This is a genomic window from Desulfonema magnum, assembly GCF_017377395.1.
GTDB lineage: Bacteria > Desulfobacterota > Desulfobacteria > Desulfobacterales > 4be13 > Desulfonema_C > Desulfonema_C magnum.
Genome location: NZ_CP061800.1, coordinates 2,411,772 through 2,423,881 on the forward strand (window position 1 = coordinate 2,411,772; position 12,110 = coordinate 2,423,881).

Genomic DNA, 12,110 nt, shown 5'->3' on the forward strand with positions numbered 1-12,110 from the left:
TTGAAAAGCTCTGATTTTTTATATTTGTCAAAAGGTTAGAAAGCTTAATTCTTTCAAAAGAAGAAAAAAATCCTTACGATAAATATATATTATTATCCCAAATTGACAACTGATACAAGAAAAAAATCAGATGCTCCCCGGGATCAGAATCCTGAGTAATACATCTGCATGTCACAAAATTTGCTAATGTCACCGGTGAATTATAAGGGGCCAGGGGTCAGGGGCCAGGGGTCAGGGGCCAGGGGCCAGGGGTCAGGGGTCAGGGGCCAGGGGCCAGGGGTCAGGGGTCAGGGGCCAGGGGCCAGGGGTCAGGGGTCAATGCTGTTGACTTAATTAAGACTGAACAGGTTTTCCGGTGTTCTCTCCGGAGTGCGAAAAATGCTTTTTCGCAGGCGCAAAAATAAAATTTTTGCACTCCGGATCCGCCCGGAACTTTCTCCGGAGTGCGAAAAATGCTTTTTCGCAATTGCAAAAATAAAATTTTTGCACTCCGGATCCGCCCGGAATTTTCTCCGGAGTGCGAAAAATGCTTTTTCGCAGGCGCAAAAATAAAATTTTTGCACTCCGGATCCGCCCGGAACTTTCTCCGGAGTGCGAAAAATGCTTTTTCGCAATTGCAAAAATAAAATTTTTGCACTCCGGATCCGCCCGGAACTTTCTCCGGAGTGCGAAAAATGCTTTTTCGCAATTGCAAAAATAAAATTTTTGCACTCCGGATCCGCCCGGAACTTTCTCCGGAGTGCGAAAAATGCTTTTTCGCAATTGCAAAAATAAAATTTTTGCACTCCGGATCCGCCCGGAACTTTCTCCGGAGTGCGAAAAATGCTTTTTCGCAGGCGCAAAAATAAAATTTTTGCACTCCGGATCCGCCCGGAACTTTCTCCGGAGTGCGAAAAATGCTTTTTCGCAGGCGCAAAAATAAAATTTTTGCACTCCGGATCCGCCCGGAACTTTCTCCGGAGTGCGAAAAATGCTTTTTCGCAATTGCAAAAATAAAATTTTTGCACTCCGGATCCGCCCGGAACTTTCTCCGGAGTGCGAAAAATGCTTTTTCGCAATTGCAAAAATAAAATTTTTGCACTCCGGATCCGCCCGGAACTTTCTCCGGAGTGCGAAAAATGCTTTTTCGCAATTGCAAAAATAAAATTTTTGCACTCCGGATCCGCCCGGAACTTTCTCCGGAGTGCGAAAAATGCTTTTTCGCAATTGCAAAAATAAAATTTTTGCACTCCGGATCCGCCCGGAACTTTCTCCGGAGTGCGAAAAATGCTTTTTCGCAATTGCAAAAATAAAATTTTTGCACTCCGGATCCGCCCGGAACTTTCTCCGGAGTGCGAAAAATGCTTTTTCGCAATTGCAAAAATAAAATTTTTGCACTCCGGATCCGCCCGGAACTTTCTCCGGAGTGCGAAAAATGCTTTTTCGCAGGCGCAAAAATAAAATTTTTGCACTCCGGATCCGCCCGGAACTTTCTCCGGAGTGCGAAAAATGCTTTTTCGCAATTGCAAAAATAAAATTTTTGCACTCCGGATCCGCCCGGAACTTTCTCCGGAGTGCGAAAAATGCTTTTTCGCAATTGCAAAAATAAAATTTTTGCACTCCGGATCCGCCCGGAACTTTCTCCGGAGTGCGAAAAATGCTTTTTCGCAATTGCAAAAATAAAATTTTTGCACTCCGGATCCGCCCGGAACTTTCTCCGGAGTGCGAAAAATGCTTTTTCGCAATTGCAAAAATAAAATTTTTGCACTCCGGATCCGCCCGGAACTTTCTCCGGAGTGCGAAAAATGCTTTTTCGCAATTGCAAAAATAAAATTTTTGCACTCCGGATCCGCCCGGAACTTTCTCCGGAGTGCGAAAAATGCTTTTTCGCAATTGCAAAAATAAAATTTTTGCACTCCGGATCCGCCCGGAACTTTCTCCGGAGTGCGAAAAATGCTTTTTCGCAATTGCAAAAATAAAATTTTTGCACTCCGGATCCGCCCGGAACTTTCTCCGGAGTGCGAAAAATGCTTTTTCGCAATTGCAAAAATAAAATTTTTGCACTCCGGATCCGCCCGGAACTTTCTCCGGAGTGCGAAAAATGCTTTTTCGCAGGCGCAAAAATAAAATTTTTGCACTCCGGATCCGCCCGGAATTTTTTCCGGAGTGCGAAAAATGCTTTTTCGCAGGCGCAAAAATAAAATTTTTGCACTCCGGATCCGCCCGGAACTTTCTCCGGAGTGCGAAAAATGCTTTTTCGCAATTGCAAAAATAAAATTTTTGCACTCCGGATCCGCCCGGAACTTTCTCCGGAGTGCGAAAAATGCTTTTTCGCAGGCGCAAAAATAAAATTTTTGCACTCCGGATCCGCCCGGAATTTTTTCCGGAGTGCGAAAAATGCTTTTTCGCAGGCGCAAAAATAAAATTTTTGCACTCCGGATCCGCCCGGAACTTTCTCCGGAGTGCGAAAAATGCTTTTTCGCAATTGCAAAAATAAAATTTTTGCACTCCGGATCCGCCCGGAACTTTCTCCGGAGTGCGAAAAATGCTTTTTCGCAATTGCAAAAATAAAATTTTTGCACTCCGGATCCGCCCGGAACTTTCTCCGGAGTGCGAAAAATGCTTTTTCGCAATTGCAAAAATAAAATTTTTGCACTCCGGATCCGCCCGGAACTTTCTAAGATATGATTGTGCAAAGTGTTTCTTGACATTATGAGTGACAGGTATTATGTATCATTTTATTATTAATATGATACCAGTATTTTTGTATATTCAGTAATTTTGAAACGCTTCTGCGGGACTGAAACTGTCCTTAAAAGAAAGGAATAAAATGACACTTCAGGAACAAATTAAAAAGGATTTGACAGCTGCAATTAAAGAAAAAGATGAAGAAAAGAAAGCAACAATTCGCGTGATCATGGGAGAATTCGGAAGATCAGATAAAAAAGAAATTCCAGATGATGACGTTGTGAAGATTTTGAAAAAATTAGTTAAATCCGAAAAAGAAGTGCTGGAAAGAAAAGGGGATGCTGCCGGAGATTCCCAATTCATCAGAATTATAGAGAATTATTTGCCTAAGATGGCCGGGGAAGAAGAAATTGCAGACTGGATTAAAGAAAATGTTGATTTCTCAAAATTTAAAAATAAGATGCAGGCCATGGGGTTAATTATGAAGCATTTCGGTTCCGCGGCAGATGGTAATACTGTCAAAAGTGTCTTACAAAAATTTTAACTGCCAGCTACTGAAAATATCCTGTCCATGAATGCACAGAGCCAGATTTGCAAAATCTTCAAAATTTTCCCCTGCCCGTTTACAGGCGGGCAAAAAATATGAAAGATAAAAGTACGATCTGACCGCATTGAAATTGAATATGAGGGGTGAGAGAAATTCGAAAAACCCGAAATCATATGAACAACCCAGCAGAATCATCGCAGTCAGGTACGATGGCGAAACCAGATAAGAAATGCTCATAAAAAACCCGGGATTCTCACCCCCGGTCATAAAAATATGTGGTGAAAACAGACAAAAAAACCCGGCTTTTCCGAATGTATTTTCATGGTAAAGGTTTTTTTTCCTTTTCTTATCTGACTTCCCTGTACTTGTTGCCAGATTTTATCATATCCTAATACAATAATGAAAAATTCCGAACCTGAAAAACTTGTGGCGGTTATGAGTGACAGCCACGATAACATATGGAACATGCGTAAGGCTCTGGCTGTTATAAAAAAACGAAACGCAGCGATCATCATTCATTGCGGAGATTTTGTGGCACCTTTTATGTTAAAAGAACTGGAACAGGCTCAGATTCCCGTTCACGGTGTCTTTGGAAACAATGACGGAGAGCGGCATTTGTTAACTCAGTTTTCTCTTACAACCTTTTCCCATATCACCTTGCATGGGAGAATGGCCGGAGAGGTCGAACTGGACGGATTCAAAATCGGTTTTGCACATGAACCTGTCATCGCGGATGGCCTGCTTTATCGTAAGAAATACGATATGGTCTGCTTTGGTCATTCTCACACATACACGGAGGAGAGGATCGGGCAGACGCTTTTATTGAATCCGGGTGAAATCATGGGCAAAGACGGGAGACCTGGTTTTGCCCTGGTAAATATCGTAACCGGAAAATGTGAACACATACTCATCTGAACGGTCATAACCTGCCTGTTTGCAATGAAACATGAAACTCAGGGCAAATCACAAATGACTTTTATACAAATCTATGAGACTCATATTTAACGCTATCATATGGTTTTTAATTATTATTTTTCCGGAATCAGCATTATTTGCGGCTGATGCTTTTTTAATTGTCGAGCTTCAGGAGGGGAAAGCCCTGTTAGAAGCCCGGGAGATGCCTCTGGGTGAGGTGTTGGAAGAAATTCGTCAGAAATACCGGGTGAAAATACAAGGGCTGGAACACAGAGAGGATGCGTTAATCACCTTTTCTGCCGAAGGAGAGGCTCCGGAAGATGTGCTAAAGCGTTTGTTCACATATCTGGGGGAGGCAAATTACGCGTTTGAATTCTCTGATGTAAGATTAAACCGGGTCTCTGTGCTTCCGAAATCAAACGCTAAAGTTTCTTCATTTCCCACCAAAACCAATGAGAAAAAACCTCGGAGAAAATTCGCTAATGTTGTTCAGATAAAAAAGATAAATAAAAACTCCCAGGCCGAAGAATTGGGATTGCAGAAAAATGATCTTGTGATTGAGTATGATGGTGTGAAGATCACGAGCGCGCAGCAGCTTTCAAAAGAGGTCAAAAAGCGGTCTGAAGATCAGGTGGTTGAGATGACAATATTACGTGATCATGAGCCTGTGCGGTTTACTTTGAACGGAGGTCTTATTGGCATACATATTGTAACGGCAAAAATTCCGGAAGAAGCGTCTGAGTATTAGTATTTATAGTTATAGTTATATTTAAACATTTACAGAACGAGGCGATATGACTAAAAAAATATTGGAATGTTCACTTTCGTTTTTTCTGATAGCCTGTGGAATCAGTATGTTATTTGTTGTTTTTAATGCAAAACAGGCTTTTAATTCCTATTTGACAGCAATCGAAGAGCAAAAACAGGTTCAAACTAAGGTATTGCAATCAGCAGAAGCTGTAAAAGAAGTTTGTTTTGAACTGGGGATTCTGGCAGGTGCCAGGAGTTTGGAAGAGCAGAGATTAATTGAGCCGACTGATGCTAATGAGATAGTTAGCGAGTCAATTGATAATATAAACAAGCATTCAGAAAGATTGGCAAAAATTGTACGTCAAGTGAATAATAAAATACTGAGTAATCGGATAAGATAAGAGAGGGGGGGCTGAATCTGGATATACATCAATATTTACTTTATTGATTCAGATGGTTATAAATTTATATCCAGTTTTAGAACACTACCTTTTTTAAGGGGTGAATTTTTACGATATAAATTTTCAGAAATTAAATTTCGCCGCATAATTTCTCTGACCAATTAAAAAAATAACTGGAATTTAATTTTACTGAATCTCGATGATCAAGTTTTTTTGTCATTCTGTTCGACTGAACTCACGCCGAAGCCTGCGAAAGCAGGAGTCCACAGCTTCCGGAACCACGGCATCGGCCAAAAATGGATTCCTGCTTTCGCAGGAATGACAAGGGGTTTGTTCGAATCGGGTCAGAAAACCCGACCATCGAGTGAAAATTTTATTTCCTGAACATCTGTAAAAGGAATAAGTCAGGGGAAAAACCTGCCGTGTCAAAAACAAAAAAGGCTTATCAGAAGATAAGCCCTTAAAATCATTGTTGGTGATCCCACCGGGAATCGAACCCGGGCTTCCGGCGTGAGAGGCCGGCGTCCTAGACCGCTAGACGATGGGACCATAAACTTCCTGATCACGAAAAGTTATGAATTCAATACATAAGAAATATTGCTTTGTCAACAAAATATTTGACGCTGTAAATTTTTTTCTGGTTATGATGGATTTGAAAGGGGGCTTTGTTTTTTATCGGTTATGTCCAACACCTTGTTATATAAAGCATTAGATCGAAAACGCCGGCAATATAATCTTGGCTGATACTGGCAAATGTGTTGCATTTTCGTGTCAATTATAAAAAAAACTTCAGATCTGCTGAAAATAAGCTGTCCGACAATCAGCAGATGGAAAATTCACACGCTTCCCGTTCCGGACGACAGCCGGAACCAGGACGCGAAGCGTCCGCTCTGCATTCCCACGCAAAGCATGGGAACGAGATTGCTTTCTGCATTCCCAGGCAAAGCATCACTGCCATTAAGTTAAGACTCATCCGGGGTGGCAAAAAAAGTTTCCTGCAGGGATGCGAAAAATAATTTTCGCACTCCGGAAGCTTAACTTGATGGTAGTGACGCGAAGCATGGGAACGATATCTGCTTTTTTTCCCTGAATGCTAACTGCCCGATGAAATCAGAAAAATGTCATTGAACACATCCTCATCAATTTCCCCTAAAAGATTTATCAGTTTATTACGCATTTCTTCCTTTAACTTTTCGATCATTTTATCCGGATCATTAAGCTTTAAGGTAAATTTTTGTTCTGAAATCGGGGCTTCTTCAGGATTTCGTTCAAAGCAATTTGCCGAGACAAATGAAAACAAGGCGTGTTTAATGGATTTCTGCTCATAATTTAACAAATTATTATCAAGCATATCAAGAACATATCCTATGCTCTTATCCTGTGTTCTGTTCTGTGTCAGACGTTCTGCCACATGAACAAGGATGCTTTCCGAAGGAAGTCTGAATATGGGATGATCAATCAGCAACAACTGTCTGTATTTCTCTGTCGTATGGATATTCCCTTCTTCAATGGGTTCCAGTTTTGTAAAACCTGAAATCTCAGTAGCGCTACATGATATTCGGTACTCACTTGGTGCTTTGTAAACGACACAGAGCTTTGTGCCATTGCATATAAATCGCAGGAGATTTACATACTTGACAAAGCCTAATTTCAGATAATTAAATTCCGGCATACGATATACCAGGGCCTGTTTGACGATGGAAATATTCAGGCCTGTATTTCTGAGCAAATACTGACATTCCTTATCATTATAAAACCAGTTCAGAATTTTCTTAGATTCCGAGACCATCTGCTCCTTATTTTCAACCTTGACCGGACTTAACATTTTTGACATTTTGATGAGAATCGGATCCTTAAAATCACTTCCCCTGGAAATCTTTTCTTCCTCATCCATATCATCAGGATCATTAATCCATACAAAATCATCGCAAACCGCTTCAAGAATCCGATTGGCTGATTTTTTATATGCACATCCCACCACAATTTTGCCATATTCATGAAGCTTTTTGGCAAGAGATGCAAATCCCCCGTCACCGGACACGACCACGAACACCTCTATCGCCAGTTTGGTATGCGCCAGATCAATCGCGTCAATTGCCAACTGAATATCCGCTGCATTTTTCTGAACCCCTCTTGAAAAGCCGAATATTTGTATCGGATCTATACCTAATTCTACAATGTCTCCCTTCATCACATTTAATCTCGGATCGCTCCAATTCGCATAAGCTCTCTGAATGGCTACATTTCCAACCTTTTCGACCTTTTCTATGCTTTCATATATCTCTTTCAGTGAAATTCTGTCTATAAAACTTTGGCTGAAATTGTATCCTTTAAGCAAATTTTCTATGTCATACAACACGGCTGTATTGAATCTCATTGGTAAACTCCTTGATTAAGGCATCTGACATGGAAAGTTGTTTGTTCTTAATTAGTTGGCCGGGACAGGCGAAGGAGAATTTCCTCACCGACAAAAAAAAGCAAAAGAATCAGGAAATAGGAATTGAAAAATTTATAACTGGTTAACCTGAATCCTCAATTTCAGTAAAAGCAATGAATTGGGATTCACAGGCTTTTTCTTCAGGTCGTCTGCATTTTCAACAGCAAGGCTCCCCATACAGGCTAATCTGCGAATCTGTTTTGCTTCATCATCGGAGACAGCATACTTTCCCCTTTTAGCCGCACTGCCCCCCGGCGAAGCTTTTTTTCTATCTGGTTCCGTCCAGACCCGTCATTCCATGAGCATGCAGTCTGCCACAGGAAACGAACATGGAATACGCTGTTGATAAAAGAGAAATATCTTCATCCCTGGCCATCTCAATCACTTCCGGAGGGGGAATTTTATTCCGTACAAAAACCACAGCACCCACCCCGGACACTGCTGCTGTCCTGATCGCCTGTACAGTGGTCAGTCCTGTCAGAAACACACAATCATCCGCAAGCTTTGCCAAAATGTCACTCATTAAGTCGCTGGCACCGGCTGTAAAGAATTCCCTGTCCATCTGGTCTTTGCCTGTCAGAACGGATGCGTCAAGAATATCAACGATTTCAAATAGTTTCATTAAAAATACCATTTTTCTTTATATGGCTTAAAAACTGTTTCCGCCTTTGGTTTGTTTTGCTCGTCTTGAATTGACAAATTCAAGGTGTTTGTCCGGGTTTGCTAATCCGGCAGGGGCAGGTTAGCTGAAATGATGATCATGACCAAATTTTCTAAAGAATATTATAGAGGCGTTTATGTGTCAATGGAAAACACTGTCAGAACATGAATTGAACCTCCCTGAAGCGATTGCAGCTTTTAAACCAATGGTTCGGATATTTTTTATAACCTTTTTGTTTTTATAAAAATTCCTGATTTTAAAATCCCCCGGATACTCAGAATTATTCAGATAAATTCTTTGAAATTACCTTGATTTCAGATGATATTTTTTGTATCAGATAATTTTAAATTAATCAGAATATCGAAATTCGAAACAAGAGCGATAACGCGGCGGATTTCGAATTTCATTTAAAAAAGGGGTAGTAATGAAATTTCCATGTAGCGGCGTGATATTGGCCGGAGGATTAAACACACGTTTTTCAGGAATAAACAAAGCGTTTGTCCGTGTCGGGGGAATGCGCATTTTTGACCGTATATACAGCGTATTTAATGACCTGTTCGAAGAAACGATTCTTGTCACCAATGACCCGCTTCAGTATCTTGACTGGGATATTACGATCACAACAGATATTTTTCCTATCCGAAGCTCTCTGACAGGGATACATGCCGGGCTTCTTTGCGCAACAAATCCTTATGTGTTTTTTATTGCCTGTGACACACCTTTCCTGAAAAAAGAAATGGTTGAAACCCTCATTGATGAAATTGAACCGCGCTTTGATGTGGTCATACCGGAAACTTCGGCAGGATATCAGGCGCTTTGCGCGGTGTATTCAAAAAATTGCATTAACCCGGTGGAACAGCATCTTGTTCAGAAAAAGCTGAAGATTCAGGGCTTCTTCAAAAAAGTCCGCGTAAAAAAAGTTCCTGAAAACATTTTGCGGGAACATGATCCTGAACTGATATCTTTTTTTAATGTTAATACACCTGATGAACTGGCAAAAGCCGAAAAAATTATTGAACAGACCTGTGAAATTTCCAAAATTTCGCAGGCATCCTGATTCGTTACCCCGAAAGGAGATCATAATGAACCTTGCACACCTTATCGAAACTGTTAAAAAACATCCGGATTACGAAAAAGTGGGAATGATTTTGTGCCATAACGGCATTGTCCGGGGCACATCACGGGACGGCAGAAAAGTATCCGGTCTGAAAATTGCCGTGGATCATGAAAAACTGCAACAGATAATACAGGAGCATAAAAAAAGGCCCGGAATCGTTGAAATACTTGTGGAAATCGCCGGAGACAGAGAACTGTCTCTCGGAGATGATGTCATGTTTCTGGTGGTCGCGGGTGACATCCGGGACAATGTAATTCCGGCCATGCATGACACAATCAACGCCATTAAGACAACCGTGACGAAAAAGACAGAGTTTTTTGTGTGAATATTTTTTCAAAGAATCGGCCTATCGAAAAGTTTCCGGGCTGTGCGCGGGACTGCGGAGAAACCCGGCTTTTTTCCCCGGACCAAGTGTCCTCCCGCCGGAAAAAGCCGGGTTTTTTCCCCGGGTAAATATCGAAAAACTATGGTTACTCGATGATCAAGTTTTTTTCTGTCATTCCTGCTTTCGCAGGAATGACAGGCTGTTTGTCCGAATCGGGTCAAAAAAACTTGATCATCGAGTGGTTAGGTATTTATGGGACAACGATTTTAAAAAAAAAGATAAAATAATAGAGTTGTTCCCAAATAAGTAAGCTTCCCGGCTCACTGTCATTATGACGCGACGCGCGGCTCATGACACCACGAAGACACGAAGGCGCAAAGAGACACGAAGACCCTTCGTGAGCCTTCGCGCCTTCGTGTCTTTGTGGCATTATTTATTTAGGAACAACTCTAATGAACTGTGCAGCCTGTAATAATGAAATGATAAGGAAAAAAGGAAGCATTGACCTCAGAATCGGCGAAAAGCTGTATTTTGTGAGAAATGTCATGTATGAAGAATGTTCGGTATGCGGAGAAAAAATTCTTTCACCGGAAGTCAGTCAGCAACTGTTTGAAAAAATCAGAAACAAACAATTTGTTGAAGAGACTTTCAAATTTCCGGTATTGGATTGTGCATATGCTTAAAAAAAACAATGCGCCTCTTGATATGTTGCAGAACTTCTGTTAATAAAGATCACATGATGAAAATACAAAAACTCCGATTCAGACTGTTGGTGATCTTTTTTTTGGTTGTCGTGCCAGTAATCTTGCCTCGGACAGCACTTTCTCATCCCCATGTTTTCGTTGTCACCAGACTGGTGTCTGTGTTTGATGACGAAGGACTGGCAGGAATTCGCGTGAAATGGGGATTTGACGAAATGTTCAGCAGCATGATCGCGGGAGATTACGATCAGAACCACAATGGCAAACTGGAAAAACCGGAAATCGCTCTTATTAAGAAAGAAGCTTTTTCTTATCTGGCTGACCATGATTATTTCTGTTTCATCAGGATTGACGAAAAACCGTTCAAGGTCAAATATGTTCGTGAATTCTCGGCCTTTCTGAATGAAGGGAAACTATCTTATGAATTTTTCATTCCCTGTCATGTCAAATCCGGCAAAGCTTTCAGGAAAATCGCCATGTCGCTGTACGATCCCACTTATTACACCGCTGTGTTCTTTGCTGAAAATCAGCCAGTGAGCATTGAAAGCGGGTCAGGTTTTGAAATAAGCAGCACCATTGCCAAGAACCAGGAAACCTCCTATTACTACGATATGCTTCATCCCTGGGAATTAATATTAAACTTCCGATTAAAAAATGAGTAAAATAATTCTGCTTACGTTAATACTGTTATCATTGCCGAACGGGGCAGCTCCGGTAAACGCACAGAACCCTTTCACCTCCAAAGGCAAGTCTCCGCAAGTTTCCCCGGCTCCGAGTCTGCCCAATCCTTTTCTTGCCCGAATAGTGTTCTGGCAGCACCAACTGAATCAGGAAATGAGCAGTCTGGCAAGGGAGGCTAAAAAAACCGGAAATCTCAGACCGCTGTTGTTTCTGATAATCATTGCCTTTGCCTATGGCGTACTGCACGCAACCGGGCCGGGGCATGGAAAAGCCGTGGCCATGTCATACATGGCCTCGGGTAACCGAAAATTAGGCAGCGGTCTGCTGTTCGGTAATCTTGTTGCCTTTTTTCATGGACTGTCTGCCATATGCCTGGTGCTGATTCTGCATTTTATTATCCAAAAAGGAGTCACAGGTTCTTTTGAAAGCATAAGCCATAAGACACAGATTATCAGCTACAGCCTTATCGCACTTCTGGGAGCAGGGCTGCTGATCAGAAGTCTGATGTCGTGGTACCGGAGAAACAACGACCAGGACCAGGACAGTTGTTCTGAAGAAAGCCGGAAAGGGCCGGTGGTAATGGCGCTGATTCTGGGAATGGTTCCCTGTCCGGGGGTGGTTCTGGTGATGCTCTTTTCCCTTTCACTGAATATGCCCGGTCTGGGGGTGCTGCTTGCACTTTCTCTGACACTGGGCATGGCAGTGACCATTTCAGCGGTGGTTGTTGCGGCACTTGCCAGTAAGAATTTTGTCTTAGGATCATTAGAACGCAGACAAAGACTGACTCACACCATAGAACTCATCACAGAAACGACAACAGCACTGCTGGTGACTTCGCTGGGGCTGATTTTTCTTGCAGCAACCCTTGCTTAATTTTCAATTTCCTTTTAAGTACTTTTTATTCGAAA

General features: G+C 41.8%; 12 protein-coding genes and 1 tRNA gene. 9 read left to right on the forward strand and 4 right to left on the reverse strand.

Going from position 1 to position 12,110, the window contains the following annotated elements; translation table 11 throughout:
• Nucleotides 1-329: 329 nt before the first annotated feature.
• On the reverse strand, nucleotides 330-2,561 hold the full coding sequence (locus dnm_RS09775) for a hypothetical protein (protein WP_207682472.1): 2,232 nt from the start codon (nucleotides 2,559-2,561) through the stop codon (nucleotides 330-332).
• Between the two features lie 248 nt (nucleotides 2,562-2,809).
• Here dnm_RS09775 and dnm_RS09780 point away from each other — a divergent pair, with 248 nt between their 5' ends.
• The 4 genes from dnm_RS09780 to dnm_RS09795 all read left to right on the forward strand — a co-directional run bounded on the left by dnm_RS09780 (nucleotide 2,810) and on the right by dnm_RS09795 (nucleotide 5,280).
• Nucleotides 2,810-3,211, forward strand: coding sequence for a GatB/YqeY domain-containing protein (locus dnm_RS09780; RefSeq protein WP_207682473.1), 402 nt, complete (start codon nucleotides 2,810-2,812; stop codon nucleotides 3,209-3,211).
• Nucleotides 3,212-3,613: 402 nt separating this feature from the next.
• Nucleotides 3,614-4,129: a metallophosphoesterase gene (locus dnm_RS09785; protein WP_207682474.1), complete on the forward strand. Its 516-nt coding sequence runs from the start codon at nucleotides 3,614-3,616 to the stop codon at nucleotides 4,127-4,129.
• Between the two features lie 73 nt (nucleotides 4,130-4,202).
• On the forward strand, nucleotides 4,203-4,877 hold the full coding sequence (locus tag dnm_RS09790; protein WP_207682475.1) for a PDZ domain-containing protein: 675 nt from the start codon (nucleotides 4,203-4,205) through the stop codon (nucleotides 4,875-4,877).
• Nucleotides 4,878-4,923: 46 nt separating this feature from the next.
• Nucleotides 4,924-5,280, forward strand: a complete 357-nt coding sequence (locus dnm_RS09795; protein ID WP_207682476.1) for a hypothetical protein — start codon at nucleotides 4,924-4,926, stop codon at nucleotides 5,278-5,280.
• A gap of 473 nt (nucleotides 5,281-5,753) precedes the next feature.
• Here the strand turns inward: dnm_RS09795 and dnm_RS09800 are convergent.
• From dnm_RS09800 to dnm_RS09810, 3 genes are all read right to left on the reverse strand, one after another.
• Nucleotides 5,754-5,829 (reverse strand) — tRNA-Glu (locus dnm_RS09800).
• Between the two features lie 544 nt (nucleotides 5,830-6,373).
• Entirely contained in the window at nucleotides 6,374-7,657 is a 1,284-nt protein-coding gene (locus dnm_RS09805; protein WP_207682477.1) for an NYN domain-containing protein, read from the reverse strand.
• A 328-nt stretch (nucleotides 7,658-7,985) separates the two neighbouring features.
• Nucleotides 7,986-8,339: a DRTGG domain-containing protein gene (locus dnm_RS09810; protein ID WP_207682478.1), complete on the reverse strand. Its 354-nt coding sequence runs from the start codon at nucleotides 8,337-8,339 to the stop codon at nucleotides 7,986-7,988.
• Between the two features lie 463 nt (nucleotides 8,340-8,802).
• Here dnm_RS09810 and mobA point away from each other — a divergent pair, with 463 nt between their 5' ends.
• From mobA to dnm_RS09835, 5 genes are all read left to right on the forward strand, one after another.
• On the forward strand, nucleotides 8,803-9,435 hold the full coding sequence (gene mobA / locus dnm_RS09815) for a molybdenum cofactor guanylyltransferase (RefSeq protein ID WP_207682479.1): 633 nt from the start codon (nucleotides 8,803-8,805) through the stop codon (nucleotides 9,433-9,435).
• 25 nt (nucleotides 9,436-9,460) lie between these two features.
• On the forward strand, nucleotides 9,461-9,820 hold the full coding sequence (locus tag dnm_RS09820) for a molybdenum cofactor biosynthesis protein MoaE (RefSeq protein ID WP_207682480.1): 360 nt from the start codon (nucleotides 9,461-9,463) through the stop codon (nucleotides 9,818-9,820).
• Nucleotides 9,821-10,272: 452 nt separating this feature from the next.
• Nucleotides 10,273-10,503, forward strand: coding sequence for a YgiT-type zinc finger protein (locus dnm_RS09825; RefSeq protein ID WP_207682481.1), 231 nt, complete (start codon nucleotides 10,273-10,275; stop codon nucleotides 10,501-10,503).
• 53 nt (nucleotides 10,504-10,556) lie between these two features.
• On the forward strand, nucleotides 10,557-11,183 hold the full coding sequence (locus dnm_RS09830; RefSeq protein WP_207682482.1) for a DUF1007 family protein: 627 nt from the start codon (nucleotides 10,557-10,559) through the stop codon (nucleotides 11,181-11,183).
• Nucleotides 11,176-12,075 (forward strand): nickel/cobalt transporter, encoded by a 900-nt coding sequence (locus dnm_RS09835; protein ID WP_207682483.1) that lies wholly within the window; start codon nucleotides 11,176-11,178, stop codon nucleotides 12,073-12,075. Before dnm_RS09830 ends, dnm_RS09835 begins: the two co-directional genes overlap by 8 nt.
• Nucleotides 12,076-12,110 lie beyond the last annotated feature (35 nt).